The sequence below is a fragment of the Pyrodictium delaneyi genome (assembly GCF_001412615.1).
In the GTDB taxonomy this organism is placed as follows: Archaea; Thermoproteota; Thermoprotei_A; order Sulfolobales; family Pyrodictiaceae; genus Pyrodictium; species Pyrodictium delaneyi.
Map to the genome: position 1 here is coordinate 1,195,696 of NZ_CP013011.1, position 14,831 is coordinate 1,210,526.

Sequence of the window (14,831 nt, forward strand, 5' to 3'; positions counted from 1 at the left end):
CTTGCTTGATAGAAAAGGGCGTAGAGCCAGCCTCGACCTCTCCCGCTACTATTTACGGGTATCTATCTCTGTAAAATGTTTTGGAGATTGTAAATGGACCTAATCTCTAGTCTACTTGACCTTCTTTTTAACTAGCTGTGGGATAGAGGGCCTAATGAGCATTAGAGACACGAGCATGGCTATGAACAATTGAGCGCTTTGAATACTCCCTCCCAGAAGTCGAGCCAAGTGTAGAAGCGGTAGACCAGCATAGGGGATCCTCACTATTTTCACACCTAACACACTAGAGGTTTCTACCGGCGCATCCGGTGCACGATTATTGTCACCCTTTGTTGTAATCATTACTTTGCCGTTTTCGTCAATTGATTTGTTTATGACACGGTGTAGCACTATAGCGTCGCCAAGCCTATAGGCTATTATATCACCTGTCCTGACGTGATCTGTGGGTTTTACTATCACTATATCGCCAGGGTTTAGTGTAGGCTTCATGCTCCCTGTGAGTACCATGAGGGGCCAGTAGCCCATCCATAGAGCTATGAGTAGGAACATTGCTAGCAATGATATTGTTGCTATCCAGTAGGGGTTACCATTATCTTTTGAGGCCCTCTTTTCGCGGTGGAGAACAATGCCTTGACCAAGAATAGTGATTACAAGTATTGCTGGTAGAAGGATGGCCATATTATAGATTGGTGCGGCTACGGCAGGTAGTATGGGTAGAAGCTTAGCGGGCGCATCTATTGCTATAGCATATACCATGGCATGGTTTCCAGAAGCGTATCTGGCGAGCATGTATATAGCTATGGCCGTAAAGGCTACTGGTAGCAACCCCATAGCTGTTGCCAGGGGGGCTCGAGTACCGGACAACATTAGCTCAATTTCGGACATAGTGAACTTCGTAGAAAGCATAGATATAATATATCCGATGTGGGCCAGCCACGAAAGGAATCGCTGGTTTTTCCAGTAGACTGCCAGTGAGGCAACCGCAGCTCTACCGGCAGCTAGGGGTAACAGGAATATAGTGTTAAATACTGCAAAGTCTATTGATGGTGCTAACGGGTTAATGGCAAATCCGCCTATTAGACCTAGCCCTGAAAGCAATGCAATCCAGAATGTTAATGCTAAGATGGTCGACAATGAACCCTCTCTAGAGTAACCATAACTTCTTGAAAGACCTCCAGAGATTAATGCGGCTACAATAGCAACTATTGATGCTAGAGCTGGTAAAACATAACTGTATATACCCCGATATACTTGTAGCATCAGAAATACAAACACAGCTGCATACGACGATATCACCAAATAAGCTAATAGTCTTCGCGACGCGCTACCCAACTCTACTTGCCCCTGAATTACTGGTTTATTTATTGTATCATAGATTCATTGATTATTCAATATAAGATATAAATGAGATTATAATAAACGAAGATAAATTAAAAAGGGTTAGCCAATGATCGAGGTTTGCACCACTAACGACTTTGAATTATTTAACAATCTTTCCTACATTAAGCACTTATGGTACGTTATATTCGTTCCAGGCTATGGCGTCAAACTCAATAGTTATTGTTAGGGTTTCACCTTGAGGAGCTTCCTGTAATACAGTTATGTCAAGGCTGATGTCTGCAGAGTTGCATGGATGTAACTGTTTGCCAAAATTGTCGCCCCACCATATAAGTACGTCGTTTTGCCCGTCTCCGGTAACGTCTATTTCTACACCTTGCTGTAGTTCATGTTCATTAATTTCAAAGTAATACGTGCCGTCGAGGAGTATACGCCATATCTTGAGCGGTATTGTTCCGTCGTTATGGACCTTGAACGCCACGTGTGTGTAGTACCATGGGTAAACATTGTGCAGCGTTATCTGCATGGCATCGTAGTCTCCATCACCATCGGTGTCAAGTAGTTCTACCTCTGTGCAGCCCGTATCTTTATCGAGTTGAAGGGCTCCAGGTGACGGTAGATAGGACGCGTTCCAATCGTATCCTCCTGTATAGCCATATCCTGGAGGTAGTCCGCACCCATCAAGGTAGATTATTCCGTCCATTATTTCCCAATCGAGCTCGCCGGTAGCTACTTCGGCATTCACTTTTAGCGTTTCACTCCAGAGAGCATAGGCGCTTGCTATAGACATTGCTATAATAGCTATGAGTGATGGTATGAATAGTTTGCTCCCATACATGTGTGTTCAACTCACGCATATCCAAGACTTGATCTGGTTTGTTGATGGAGCTGGAGGGTGTGTACCCAGCCACCCCCACATAGATATGATTCTAAAAATTATGTGGCTATATGATGCTTCCAGGCAGAACGTCTTCTGTCCTCTTAATGATTACGGTACTTCGTTCCACTGAGCGAATACTAGTGTTACTTCGAATGTGTAACTGCCATTCTCCGCAGCGTCCTGGAGTACAGCTATGTCTAGTGTGTATGTGTGGGTGTCACCTGGATGTAGCTGAGTATCCTGCGGCGTTAGCAGACCTACAGCTAGAGCTGTCGTGTTGACGCCATCTATACTGCTACTGTAAAGCTTGACTGGTATAGTGCCTATGTTGGATATATTCATGTATACTTGCACATTGTACCCTGGATAGGCATTGTCCACTGTGACTAGTAGCTTTATTACGTCGCCTTCTTCGTCTAGAATCTCTACATCAACGTTGCAGGAGGCTACGTCTTTACCTTCTTCGTTATGGAATTGAGAGTTGGGAATTTGTGGGTCCGGGCCAGTATCGCTGCACATCCAGTCTGTAAATGCTACATCGACTTCTCCGGTATTGACCTCAGCATTTATCATCAGAGTTTCACTCCACATTGCAAAGGCGCCAGCTACGGATGCTAACACGATGCCTAGAAGGGCTATGCTGTATATGGGATTTCTCATACTTGGTTCAACTCGCACTTTGGTCAAGTAGTAATAGTCATGAATAAGACATAAAAACGTTGATTATACTTAGAATCTATTAAGGATAGGTATTACAAATACTTTGTAGAAAGATACAGTACTGATAAGGACTAACAGTAAATATAGTAAGGAACTAGCTACAAAATATACTACTGGTATGCTTTACTCGTAAATTACTCGTAGAGAATCTCAGTCTCTATACTTGTACGCAGAATTTTAGAGAGAGTTTTGGCTATATTGTATACGAATGATTCGCAATATTCGATAAAACTAGTACAAACGACTATAAGGTTATAGGAATCATCTTTACGATCGAGATCAATGCTTGCAATACCATGTGAGACGTCAAGTATATCAAATACTTTTAAAACTATATCTTCTACGAATTCGGTGTTTTGGCTGGTTAGTGTACTACGAAATCTATCAACAATCTTGAAGACTAGGCTATGAGCTATCCACATGGCACCGAGATTACTGTTTTTCAATGCCTCGGCAAGTTGTCCACCCAACCTCAGCGCTTCACCAGCTGCCTCGTTGCCATAGAGATTCCGGAGAGTCAACTCATCTAACACTAGAGCTGCTTCGAAGCTTCGGAGGACCCCTAGCTGTCCTACAGCTTCTATGGCTCCACGCCTTATTGATCTAACTACCTCTACGGCCCGTCTTGCAGAGAAACCGTAACGATAAACAAGGTATCCGGCAGCTAGCGTTGCACTGCGCCCCTTTCCGCCAAAACAATGTATTAGAACTCTCTTGCCCTCCTTAGCAGCACTTAGTGTTATCTTAGCAGCACGATAAAGCTGCCAGAGACTCGGCCATGCGAAATCCGGTATAGGGATGTGGATGTACTCGACACGGCTTTGTAACAGCGAAGGATCATAGGCTAGCTCGTGGGTTTCAACAGCAGCTATAACTACATCAAATTCTTTAGTAATGTAAGGCAGTACGGCTCTATCAAGCATCGGAGAGAACGCCACGTATTCATCGACTGGAAACACGTCAAAGACTACCAAGGTTTAGCCTCCGCTATGTCTCAGTAATGATACGGATCTGTAGACGGTGAAGATATGGTTAAGGGTACAGCGATTAGAATTAAGGGTTAATCTTGTGGCGCCGCCGGGTGGATTCGAACCACCGACCACCGGGTTAACAGCCCGGCGCTCTACCCGCTGAGCTACGGCGGCACCCGGAACCCCGGCGGCCGTGTCACCAAGGAGACAAGCTGAGGTTTTATCAAGTTTACGCGCTACAGATGTAATGCAGTATGAAGATTACTACAATTGCGTATTAGGTCTAGAAGGGTTTAGGACTATGCGTGACTAAAGTCTGGTGCGTACACAGTAAGGAGTTGATTATAAGTCGTAGAGCGAAGTAGAAGGAAGTCTTGTGGACCGGGGCCCAGCGATGGTGGGCCCGGGGGGATTCGAACCCCCGACCACCCGGTTATGAGCCGGGCGCTCTGCCGGGCTGAGCTACGGGCCCATACCCCGTGATTACTAGTCTAGGACCCGGGGCTGGGTTTTATCAAGTTATCGGTTCAGTTTCTTGGGATTCAGCTGACGGTATTATCGAATAGTATAGGCTTCGTGCTAGCAGCATAAAACCCACTATGGTTATTGGATAATACGCTGGTATTGGGATAGTGCTTCCATAAGGTGAAAGAGATATAACTATACGATGGAAGTTGGCCGGGCATAACCTCAACTACATCGCATAGCAGTGTAGCTACACGGAGAGAGTAGAGTATGCGGAGGTGTGTAGTGTATGGCGTGTGAGAAGGCTGTGAAGGTTCGTGACCCGACTACTGGTAAGGAGGTTGAGCTAGTACCCATCAAGGTGTGGCAGCTAGCCCCCAGGGGCAGGAAGGGCGTAAAGATAGGCCTATTCAAGAGCCCAGAAACCGGCAAGTACTTCCGCGCCAAGGTACCAGACGACTACCCAATATGCAGCTAAACCCGTGCTCGAGGGAGAGCCCACAATCTCAACTCATGGTTTTTCCCCCGTCTGTGTCCCTCCGCTAGGCTTAGCCCTATTGGGTGTCACGTACGGTAGCCTCTTCTCCCTGGGCAGGGGGTGTATGCAGGGAGATTGGCTCCTGCCAGTAGTCTACCTAACGTGTACTAGAGCCGGGCTGGACCGTACAAGTCTTGCACGGCTGCTTGGAGTGCCCGGCTCTACCGCGAAGAAGCTGGTCTGGGCAGCTGCTCGCCGGGGGCTCGTCAGAGTAGAGGAGGGCTATATCCGGGCTACTACTCGGGGTCTAGAGCTTATAGAGAAGGTAGAGTATGTTGCGAGGAGAGCTAACAAGCTAGTATTCCTTGTGCAGGGCCGCTTGTTGATGGTTGTTGTTAGGCCTCGGCGGGGGCTACGTGCTTACAGCATACCCTCTAGCTTAGCATGTAAGGTCTACAGTGTGGTCGCCAGCGGCGTGGATAGCCCGCGCGAGGTTGCAGCGAGGACTGGTACTCACCCGAAGACAGCCTCTATAGTGATGCGGGCGCTCCAGGTCCTCGACTGTCCGGGCGCAGACTGTGTACTCGCTGAGCTCTGCGGCCCCGGCGGTAAGGAATAAACCCCTCCCCTAGTAGCATACAGCCATGGGTTGAACCCCCGGCTGACCCGCGCATGATGCGCGGGGATGAGCGTCATGGTGGGCCCTGAGAAGCGTGCCTGGATGGGCCCGTAGCTCAGCCAGGCAGAGCGCCGGGCTCCAGACCCCGGTTGCCGGTCCACAAAGGCGCTGGGTCTGTCGAGCCCCTGGATGAGAGGGAGAGACCCGGCGGTCGGGGGTTCAAATCCCCCCGGGCCCACCATGCATCTACTCGCCGCTTCCACCGTCCTCCCCATGTCCACGGCTTGCATTAGTTAGAATGCTTGTTATGCTAGCGTGCCACCCTCTTTCTCTGCGTCTTGCCCTCGGAGCCTCCCTGGCAGGGGTTACTGTCTTTAGCCCTGGGTAGAGGTAGCCGGCCCACGTAGGAGGTGTAGGAAGGGCGATGGCGAGCAGGGTGAGGGACCCAGCTCTAGCGGATAGGGGCGCACTCCAGATAGAATGGGCAGAAATGCATATGCCTGTTGTAGCCAAGTTCATCCGCGAGAGGTTCACCCGCGAGAAACCACTCCAGGGCGTCCGGATAGGTGCTGTCCTCCACGTAACCAAGGAGACGGCGGCGCTCGTTCGCACACTAGCAGCTGGCGGCGCTGAGGTCCGGCTAGCTGCAAGCAATCCGCTGAGTACTCAGGACGATGTGGCAGCGGCTCTTGCCCGTGAGGAGGGCATAGAGGTCTGTGCCTGGCGCGGGATGAATGAGGAGGAGTACTTCTCCTGTATACGCTGGGTAACAGAGTGGAGACCCAACATAGTCATAGACGACGGTGGCGACCTCCACGCCATGCTTCACCGCGAGTACCCCGAGATAGCGGCTAGTGTGTGGGGAGGCACAGAGGAGACTACCACGGGCGTGATAAGGCTCCGTGCCATGGAGAAGGATGGTGTACTAAAGTACCCTGCTATAGCCGTTAATGATGCACGAACAAAGATGATGTTCGACAACAGGTACGGCACCGGGCAGAGCACAATAGACGGTATACTAAGAGCCACCAACATACTCTTCGCAGGCAAGGTAGTAGTCGTAGCTGGCTACGGCTGGGTTGGCCGCGGTATAGCCCTCAGAGCCAGGGGCATGGGTGCTCGCGTAATAGTCACGGAGGTCGACCCGATAAGAGCGCTAGAAGCAGTCATGGACGGCTTCGACGTGATGCCGATGATAGAGGCTGCCCGCCGCGGCGACGTATTCATAACAGCAACGGGAGATAAGAAGGTCATACGCCGGGAACACTTCGAGGTCATGAAGGACGGTGCCATACTGGCTAACGCAGGCCACTTCAACGTAGAGATATGGGTACCCGACCTCGAAGAGATGGCTGTAGCTAAGAGGCAGGTAAGGCCCTACGTCACTGAGTACCGGCTAACAGATGGCCGCAGAATATACCTCCTAGCCGAGGGCCGCCTAGTAAACCTAGTAGCAGCTGAGGGTCATCCAAGCGAGGTAATGGACATGAGCTTCGCGAACCAGGCCCTCTCCGCCGAGTACCTGGTCAAGAACCGTGGCAAGCTGGAGCCACGTGTCTACGTCGTCCCCCGGGAAATAGACGAGGAAGTTGCACGGCTCAAACTAAAGGCCATGGGGATAAGCATAGACACGCTCACGGAGGAGCAGAAGGAGTACCTATCCAGCTGGCAGCTCTAACAATCCCTACAGCGTCGCCATTTTATTTAGAGCCCCAGAGTGTACTACTCCATCTTCCCTAACACGGGGGCTGTGAAGCCTTACAGCCGATCCGAACCCCTCTTCCTAGACTAGTGGGGGATGGGGAGTTTCGCCCCTCTAGAGCCCCCATAGCTCGTACGAAGCTCGCATTGCAGCAGAGCCGATGAAGACTACGCCAGCGTCGGAGCCTCTACGCCTACTCTAGGCCGTGAAGAATGACTTGGCTCCGAGGCGCACCAGGGAGCCTATCCGGCTTGGGGCTCCTCGACGAAACGCCATGCCCTCTTCGACGCGTCGAAGTAGATTAGCCCGGCCTCCTTGAGCTTCTGGAAGAGCGCGTACTGGGTATCCGTCAGCAGCAGCTTTATCTCGTCATCGTTGGCTGTGGGGAGCTGTTCTATCTTCTCGCGGAAGTTCTCCCAGAAGCCCCGGTCCACCGCCACCCGCTCGCCACCTATGTCTAGTATGAGAGCTCCCTCGCGCCTCAGCCGCTCGAAGAACGCGTCGCGGTCTCGGAGCCACTGGACATCATGCTCAAAGACTACTCCTTGCTCCCGTAGCCTCTCTATAGCGGAACGCCGCCTCCCCCGCTGGTAGTGCTCTCCCCTCTTCTCCACGGCCTGCTGGGGCTGGTATCGGGCCAGGGCAACTTCGCGGCGTCGTTGGCTCTCCAGCGCCTCCTCTATGTTCTTAACACGTTCCTCTAGAGCTTCGAGCCTCTCAATAGCCTCTGCAAGCTTAGAGGAAAGAGAGTCTATCTTGGCGGTCCATGGGTTGATCATGTCTTGTATTCGGCGCTCGAGCCTGGCAGCAAGCTTCTCCAAGTCAGGCGGAACAACCTCTATCTTCCCGTCGGCGGTAATCTCTCCCAGCTTCTCCGATACTATGCGTTCCACTAGCGCCTCTATGCCCTCGCCCTTGAGGAGTCCGAGTTCTCGCATAACCAGGTAGCGTAGATAATCTGATACTAGCGGGAAGCCTTCACGCTTAGCCTTCTCTTCTAGCTCCCGGTAGACATTGTCGGGAAGTTTTACAGCAACGATACGTGGCATAGCGACCACTCTCACGAGGCTAAGGATTGACTGTATCCAACTCAGAGGCTTAGACTAAGCGCAGAGCCCCCGCCAGAGGATAGTAGAGTTAGGCGAGCCCTAAATTCGGGTTAAGCCTCTCCACCAGAGACTCGGGGCGGTGCTGAAGGCTGTACTCGCCGAGGCAGCTATGTGGACACCTTTAAGTGCTGAGCCCCCGCCCTAGCGGCTCCCCGGGGTGTCAGCGCGTCCTTGAAGGCGAGAGTAGCAGTGCTAGTTCACGATGTGTCGAGTGCCCAGCGGCTCATAGACATGGCTAAACTAGTCTATGGACTAGGCTTCACTCACCTAGTGGCTACGAAGGTCTATGGCGCGGCCGCGTCTAGTGGCGTCCCCGAGGTGACTCGGCTAGCCCTCCGGCTGGGCCGGAGCTTCTCAGTGCTGCCTAGCGTAAAGGACGCCATAGAGCTTCTATCGCCAGACAAGGTTGTGGTGGTTTCGAGGGAGTATGGTGAGCCTACGGATCCCTGGCGCTATGCAGAGAAGCTAGCCGGGCAACAAAGCGTGCTAATCATCTTTGGTGGTATAGATGCTGCGCCCGGTAAGGACGTAGTAGGCCTTGGCGAGCCGGTATACCCTGTTGGGGCGGAGACGCGGTTAACCCCGGTAGCGGAGGCGGCTCTACTTCTCTACCCGTTGTCTAGGATTCTTTCTCAAGAAACCTCCTAACCTCCCACGCTATAGCCTCTGCTAGAGGCACCGGGACTGCCTCGCCCACCTGGTTATACTGCTCGTCCTTTCCGCCTAGGAAGACGTGGTTATCGGGGAACCCCATTAGCCTCGCTTGCTCTCTAACGGTGAGGAACCTATCTTCGTAAGGGTGTATGAACCTGCTCGACCCTAGCACAGTGGGTGCGTGGCGCCTCGGGTCAAGCCTTATGAGGTTGGGATAACGACGCCCTTCTGCACCCTCATAATATATCAGTGCTTGGCCCCAGCGTAGCCTCGCTATCCGGCGTGCTTTCCGGGGACTCAGCGGAGGCAGCTCGTGATTTAGCACGTCACTGCTGCCAGGCTCTGGTAGCCCTCGGAGGGCTTCCTCCACGGTTATCCTGCGGGGGTGCTTCCTGGGCTTTATCCGGATGTTGGAGATGAATACGCGTAGCCTATGGCTAGGCGTGCCATAGTCCTCGGCTGCTAGTATATTAAAGTATACCTCCGGGTACCCGGCTTCCGCGAATATGCGGCGAAGCTCCCCCTTCACATCCAGTATTCCCGGGACGTTCTCCATCACGAATACCTTGGGCTTCAGCTCGCCAACTATACGGGCAAAGTGGAGAACCAGCTGCCCGGCTGGATCCTGGTATAGCCTGTCTATGGGGTTCTTCATGCGCCGTGGGTTGGCCCCAGTGTAGGGCTCGCAAGGCGGGCTACCTATAACCACGTCGGGGCGGCCTACAAGCCTCTCTATCAGCGCCCCTGTTACCTCCTTTATATCCATAGCTAGGGCTATCGCCTCAGGGAAATTAGCCTTATAGCTGCGGATCGCTGCAGGATCGTTGTCCACGCCGAGAAGTACGCGGAAGCCTGCCCGGCGGAACCCCTCAGCGAAGCCTCCTGCGCCGCTAAACAGGTCTACGAGGCTTAGCACTGCCGAGCTCCGCCTCCAGCAGGGCTATGTATTGCCGGATAATCTGTATGCGTAGCTCCCTATCCTCGTCGGGGACCAGCATTGTGCCGCAACGCGGGCATGCAAACTCGTGGTCGAGGGCCTCGTCGAAGGTATATTTAGTGCCGTCGTTGGGGCACATATAGTAGCTGATTGTCTCCTCGCGCTCTAGTAGCGTTCTGAGCTTTTCTAGCGTAGCCCGTTTACGCGCCTCTATTATTGCTGGGAGTCCCTCGTAGTTTATCCTCCAGTAGAAGACTAGCCTATTCTTCTCGGGGTGTTTCTGCCTCCGGTATACTGCAAGCCCCTTCTCCGCGAGAAGGTTAAGGGAACGGCGTATAGCGTTCAGCTTTAGTCCAGTCTTCTCGGCTAAGTCTATCTCTGAGAGTTCACCGCCCTCCTCATACAGTGCCTGGAAGACTAGCCGCGCATCCCGGTCTATCAGCCTCTCTATGAACGTGTAGAGTTTCTCCACCTCACCGCCGCTGGACATCTCTACAGTACACCCGGTATAATGTTAGTTGTCCTCTTCTAGGCTTACTACCTTTTTGCCGCGAGGCGAGGGCAGTATTTTCACACGTGCACCAGGGAACTCTATGCGTAGCTCTCTCCCCTCGTATAGCCTGTCGAGGAAAACTGCTAGCGCTGCTACCTCGCTGTGCGGCTGATTCCCTATAGCCACATTGTAATCTGCCGCTTCGTAGAAGAATGGAGGCACCTTCTCGGCCCCCACCACTATGAGCTTCGGCCGGGGACTAGCCCGTATCTCGCCTATAACATCGTCGACATGGAGCCCGTACATAGTGAGGTGTATGACTTCTCCACAATTCCTCTTCCACTCGGAGACATAGCGCCGGCTATTGACGCCGCACAACAGCTCCATAGAGCCGCCCCAACGCTCTAGGACGCCCCGGAGAGAGTCCATCACATGGTCGTCGCAGACATCACCTAGTACGAACCCGTTAGCTCCGAAGGCACGCGCTACGAGACCTACGTGTGTCGTTATTCTTTTGTCGCGCTGAGGCCGGTGTCCTATCCTCAGCACATAGACCCGGCCGTACCTCTCAGCAGGGTGGCCACCCGGCATAGCAGTCTGCCCAACCCTTCACTTGTCGCAGCAGAGACTGGTATAACTCCCTGGAGCCCCGGGTAGACGGACTCAGCCATGGCTTCTATCAGGTTGAGTACACGTTCTAGGTCGCTTCGATCGCGGACTAAATCGACCTTATTGGCAGCTATTATCATTGGACGATCCACGACGCCTATCCGGCGGAGCGTGTCAAGGCCCTCGCTAAGCTTCTCCGTCATAACGTACTCGTCTTCCGAAACGTCCAACACATAGAGTATGAGGTCGGCATAAGCGGCCTCCTCGAGTGTAGAGTGGAAAGCCTCGATTATCTCGGGCGGGATCCTAGATATGAATCCGACAGTATCGACTACAGCGAAGCGTAGCCCGTCGAAACTCGTAGCCTTGACCTTAGGGGATATGGTGGTGAAGTACTCTGGACCTACCGGCTTCTTCTCGCCACTAATCTTGTTAAACAATGTTGTCTTCCCAGCACTCGCATAGCCTACTATAGCGACATGGGGTAGGCCGGCACTCCTCCTCTTCGCCCTCTCTATCTCACGGCGCCTCCGCAGCTCTTGCAGCTCGCGGCGGATCCTAGCAATGCGTGAGACCATGTACCGGTAGTAGGCGTCTACAGCGTAGCCGCCAGGGCCTAGGAAGCCTGGCAGCTCCCTCATCTTGGCCAATCTTATAGCCTCCTTTATCACGGGTAGCTGGTGCTTAAGCCGGGCGAGTTCTATCTGCAGCTTAGCCTCCCGGCTACCAGCGTGCAAGGCAAAGATCTCGAGAATGAGCAACGTCCTGTCAATTGCGTCTACCCGGGCTTCGCGCACTATGCGGAAGTACTCTCGGGGCCGCAACTCGTCGTAAACGATTATCCTCGCCTCCTCGTCTCCACGAAGCGGCTTAGCCTTCTCAGCTAGCTCCTCTAGCTTAGCCTTGCTGAAGAGCCGGGACCTGGATATGGGTCGGTACCGTACAACGTCTACCACGGTGTAGCCTGCAGTCTCTAGCAGAGCGTAAGCCTCCCTCTCCTCCCAGCTAGTCAGCCGCCGGGGTAGAGCAAGCAATGCGCGCTTCAAGGCGGACTCACACATCCTCACAGAGTCTAAGTCTCTCTATCCCATCCCTATGCCTCCTGGGGCTCTTCAGTGTAGGCTATAAGCGGGAGCCAGCGTATAGCCCTATAGCGTAATCCGGAGAATCCGAGGGCTCGTAGCATCTGGGCATCGGAGTAGCGAGGAGAGGGGAAAGAGAGTCCTAGTCCTCGCGTAGCTCAGCTATGTCGCCGAGGGTTAGGTAGAAGTCTCCCTTCCTACTGCTTGGAGCGGGTTCCTCTTCCTCCTCTACTACTGGCTCTAGCAGTTTTACCCCGAGTACGCGTTCAAGCCTCATGGCCAGGTCTATCGGGGGCACGAGCGTGCCTGCCTCGATTCTCTTTATCACGTTCTCGCCTACCTTTACCTTGACTGCTAGCTCCTTTTGCGTCAGCCCGAGTTTCTCGCGGGCCCTCCGAACCTTCTCGGCATAGTCCTCTACCACCTCGTAGCGCTCCACGGCACCGAGTCCAGTGCCCCGGCGTCGGACTGGCGGCCTAGGCGGCCGCCGGGCCGTCCTCTGAACAGCGGGTCGCGGCGGCTCTATACGCTGGGGGGCGGTCCTCGCCGGCCCGGGCTTCTCCTTACGCGGGGCGATGCGGAACCGTAGCGGCTCGTCGGTGCCAGTCCTCGTGGCCCGAGACATATAGCGGCGGTAGCAGCGCTCGCAGACCACCATATCGGTGGCCTCGACGACTATGGTGTAACTCCTGCCCTCTATCGGCGCCCCGCACATCTCACAGTATATTATCTCGCGGCGCCTCTGTAGAGGCATACTGGAGTATCACCACCGTACTCACGGGCCGCAAACCATTATTTAGGTCTTCATAGGGTTTCCTAATATAGGTGCATGGTGGCGCTAGGGTATGCAGCACCGCGGCAGCGCCGATAACGAGTTCTCAAAGGACTACATATACTACCTTGAGCGGAGGATCCGGGAGCTTGAAGCAGAGCGCTCAGAGCTGCGGCGCGAGCTGCGCCGCTACCGAATGGAGGTTGACAAGCTCCTAAGCCCACCACTAATAGAGGCTATGGTGCTCAGCGTCCTACCTGACGGCCGTGTGGTGGTCAAGAGCAGTACTGGCCCTAACCTAGTAGTCAACGTGTCGTCAAACGTTGATCCCTCTAAGCTAGTTCCAGGAGCCTACGTCGCTCTCAACCAGCGTGGCTCAACGATAGTAGAAGTGCTGCCAGAGCGCGAGGACCCATACATAAGGGCTATGGAAGTCACCGAGAGACCCAAGGTAACGTTTGACGATATAGGTGGGCTCGAAGAGCAGAAGCGCGAGCTCTATGAGGCCGTCATACTACCGCTAGTGAAGCCGGAGGCGTTCCGCGAGCTAGGTATAGAGCCGCCGAAGGGTGTACTACTGTATGGTCCGCCCGGCTGTGGTAAGACACTGTTAGCAAAAGCGGTAGCATCTATGAGCAATGCTACATTCATACGCGTAGTAGCGTCTGAGTTCGTGCACAAGTATGTCGGCGAGGGCGCCAGGATAGTGCGCGAGGTATTCAAGCTAGCCCGCAAGAAGGCACCAAGCATCATATTCATAGATGAGATAGATGCAATAGCAGCTAAGAGAATAGACATAGGCACTAGCGGTGAGCGTGAGATACAACGCACGCTTATGCAGTTACTAGCAGAGCTGGACGGCTTCGACCCGCTCGGCGACGTAAAGGTGATAGCTGCTACAAACAGAATCGACATACTCGACCCAGCACTGCTCCGGCCAGGTCGCTTCGACAGACTCATCTACGTGCCGCCGCCGGACGAGCGAGGGCGCCTAGAGATATTCAAGATACACACAAAGAGAATGAAACTAGCGGACGACGTTGACCTAGGCTACCTGGCTAGGATAACAGAGGGAGCTACTGGTGCAGACATTAGGGCAATAGTGATGGAGGCAGGACTTGCAGCATTGCGTAACAACCGCAGATATGTCACTATGGAAGACTTCCTATCAGCGGTCGAGAAGGTGATGAAGAAGAGGCGTCGCCCCTACGTTGATAATCCAGAGTACTTTGAGAGTAACCCCATAGCTGGTGTCGGCGAGAGCGCTGTAATGCATATTTAAGCCGTCCCTTCTTCTGTTTGTTGCTGCTTGTAGATTTTACGATACCTGGTCCAGACAGAGCCCATTCTCGCTACCATGCGGCGCCATGTCTTCTCGTCTACCTCCTCGTAGTGTATCTCTGCACGGCCGTCGCGATGCACTCGATAGCCTTTCTTGAGGTAGAGTTTCCCATCACGCGTGGCGAATACCGTGCAATACGTTAGCAGGCACACTATGGGCTTATTGTGCTTGCCTAGCCCTTCTAGCATGCATGTGCCCTTCTCCACGTCGAAGAAAATACAACGGCCCATAGGCTCAGTATCTAGCCGGTAAACTCTAACCCAGCCCCCAGGGGTCTTGATCAGCTCGCTAGGCTGCCGGGTAACCCGGTCTCTCACGTCGCCGGGAAGGTTGCGGAGCTCGTTTTCTATCATGAATGCGCCGCTCCTCAGGACGCAGCAGCGATTGCAGCCTCGCGGGCATTCCATGCGGTAGGCGTCACGGAGAACACTCTCCCCCATCTCTTCGAAGACCAGCATGTTCACGTGTGTTCCAGGCGTAGGCTTAAAGACTGCGAGGAGCCTCTTGAGCCGGGGACTATAGTAGACTCCCTGGAACCAGCGCTTAAGCCGTGCAGCCTCTCTCAGCGCGTATATGTTCCAGGCCTTGTCCCTCCCAGGCTCTTTGAGCACGTATATCTTGCCCAAGACTATCACGCCTCTCCTAGGTTACAACTGCCAT

16 protein-coding genes and 3 tRNA genes are annotated in these 14,831 nt (G+C 53.4%); 6 read left to right on the plus strand and 13 right to left on the minus strand.

Annotation, left to right across the window (positions count from 1 at the left end; all coding sequences use genetic code 11):
- Positions 1-111: 111 nt before the first annotated feature.
- The 6 genes from Pyrde_RS10900 to Pyrde_RS06155 form a co-directional block, all read right to left on the minus strand.
- Positions 112-1,332, minus strand: a complete 1,221-nt coding sequence (locus Pyrde_RS10900) for a signal peptidase I (protein WP_143522069.1) — start codon at positions 1,330-1,332, stop codon at positions 112-114.
- A 178-nt stretch (positions 1,333-1,510) separates the two neighbouring features.
- Complete coding sequence (locus tag Pyrde_RS06135) at positions 1,511-2,176, minus strand: hypothetical protein (RefSeq protein ID WP_055409106.1); 666 nt, start codon at positions 2,174-2,176, stop codon at positions 1,511-1,513.
- Positions 2,177-2,326: 150 nt separating this feature from the next.
- Positions 2,327-2,878, minus strand: coding sequence for a hypothetical protein (locus tag Pyrde_RS06140; RefSeq protein WP_055409108.1), 552 nt, complete (start codon positions 2,876-2,878; stop codon positions 2,327-2,329).
- Between the two features lie 194 nt (positions 2,879-3,072).
- Positions 3,073-3,912 carry a protein-tyrosine phosphatase family protein gene (locus Pyrde_RS06145; protein ID WP_055409110.1) on the minus strand — a complete coding sequence of 280 codons (840 nt, stop codon included), beginning with the start codon at positions 3,910-3,912 and terminating at the stop codon, positions 3,073-3,075.
- A gap of 95 nt (positions 3,913-4,007) precedes the next feature.
- A tRNA-Asn gene (locus Pyrde_RS06150) sits at positions 4,008-4,083 on the minus strand.
- Positions 4,084-4,304: 221 nt separating this feature from the next.
- Positions 4,305-4,381, minus strand: a tRNA-Ile gene (locus Pyrde_RS06155).
- Between the two features lie 282 nt (positions 4,382-4,663).
- Between Pyrde_RS06155 and Pyrde_RS06160 the strand changes: the two genes are divergently transcribed.
- The 4 genes from Pyrde_RS06160 to ahcY all read left to right on the plus strand — a co-directional run bounded on the left by Pyrde_RS06160 (position 4,664) and on the right by ahcY (position 7,149).
- A complete protein-coding gene (locus Pyrde_RS06160; RefSeq protein WP_055409113.1) occupies positions 4,664-4,852 on the plus strand; it encodes a chromatin protein Cren7 in 189 nt (62 codons plus the stop codon).
- A gap of 124 nt (positions 4,853-4,976) precedes the next feature.
- Entirely contained in the window at positions 4,977-5,471 is a 495-nt protein-coding gene (locus tag Pyrde_RS06165; RefSeq protein ID WP_143522068.1) for a helix-turn-helix domain-containing protein, read from the plus strand.
- Between the two features lie 104 nt (positions 5,472-5,575).
- Positions 5,576-5,712: transfer RNA gene (locus tag Pyrde_RS06170), tRNA-Trp, on the plus strand.
- Positions 5,713-5,895: 183 nt separating this feature from the next.
- The gene (ahcY, locus tag Pyrde_RS06175) at positions 5,896-7,149 is read left to right on the plus strand and encodes an adenosylhomocysteinase (protein WP_055409116.1); all 1,254 of its coding nucleotides are present in this window, start codon (positions 5,896-5,898) and stop codon (positions 7,147-7,149) included.
- A 266-nt stretch (positions 7,150-7,415) separates the two neighbouring features.
- Here ahcY and Pyrde_RS06180 read toward each other — a convergent pair whose 3' ends face one another.
- A complete protein-coding gene (locus tag Pyrde_RS06180; RefSeq protein WP_143522067.1) occupies positions 7,416-8,222 on the minus strand; it encodes a hypothetical protein in 807 nt (268 codons plus the stop codon).
- Positions 8,223-8,453: 231 nt separating this feature from the next.
- Between Pyrde_RS06180 and Pyrde_RS06185 the strand changes: the two genes are divergently transcribed.
- Positions 8,454-8,930 (plus strand): RecB-family nuclease, encoded by a 477-nt coding sequence (locus Pyrde_RS06185; protein ID WP_055409120.1) that lies wholly within the window; start codon positions 8,454-8,456, stop codon positions 8,928-8,930.
- Here Pyrde_RS06185 and Pyrde_RS06190 read toward each other — a convergent pair.
- The 5 genes from Pyrde_RS06190 to Pyrde_RS06210 form a co-directional block, all read right to left on the minus strand.
- Positions 8,902-9,852, minus strand: a complete 951-nt coding sequence (locus Pyrde_RS06190; protein ID WP_055409122.1) for a DNA cytosine methyltransferase — start codon at positions 9,850-9,852, stop codon at positions 8,902-8,904. The genes Pyrde_RS06185 and Pyrde_RS06190 overlap by 29 nt on opposite strands.
- Positions 9,827-10,363, minus strand: coding sequence for a transcription factor (locus tag Pyrde_RS06195; protein ID WP_055409124.1), 537 nt, complete (start codon positions 10,361-10,363; stop codon positions 9,827-9,829). The genes Pyrde_RS06190 and Pyrde_RS06195 overlap by 26 nt, the downstream gene beginning before the upstream one ends.
- Positions 10,364-10,387: 24 nt before the next feature.
- Positions 10,388-10,957: a tRNA (cytidine(56)-2'-O)-methyltransferase gene (locus Pyrde_RS06200; protein ID WP_055409126.1), complete on the minus strand. Its 570-nt coding sequence runs from the start codon at positions 10,955-10,957 to the stop codon at positions 10,388-10,390.
- On the minus strand, positions 10,909-12,021 hold the full coding sequence (gene hflX / locus Pyrde_RS06205) for a GTPase HflX (protein WP_180385438.1): 1,113 nt from the start codon (positions 12,019-12,021) through the stop codon (positions 10,909-10,911). Before hflX ends, Pyrde_RS06200 begins: the two co-directional genes overlap by 49 nt.
- A 178-nt stretch (positions 12,022-12,199) precedes the next feature.
- Entirely contained in the window at positions 12,200-12,811 is a 612-nt protein-coding gene (locus tag Pyrde_RS06210) for a multiprotein bridging factor aMBF1 (protein WP_055409130.1), read from the minus strand.
- Between the two features lie 91 nt (positions 12,812-12,902).
- On the opposite strand from Pyrde_RS06210, the gene Pyrde_RS06215 reads away from it, so the two are divergent.
- Positions 12,903-14,111, plus strand: coding sequence for a proteasome-activating nucleotidase (locus tag Pyrde_RS06215; protein ID WP_055409131.1), 1,209 nt, complete (start codon positions 12,903-12,905; stop codon positions 14,109-14,111).
- On the opposite strand, the gene Pyrde_RS06220 is transcribed toward Pyrde_RS06215, so the two are convergent.
- Positions 14,108-14,806, minus strand: coding sequence for a hypothetical protein (locus Pyrde_RS06220; RefSeq protein ID WP_055409133.1), 699 nt, complete (start codon positions 14,804-14,806; stop codon positions 14,108-14,110). The genes Pyrde_RS06215 and Pyrde_RS06220 overlap by 4 nt on opposite strands.
- Between the last annotated feature and the right edge of the window lie 25 nt (positions 14,807-14,831).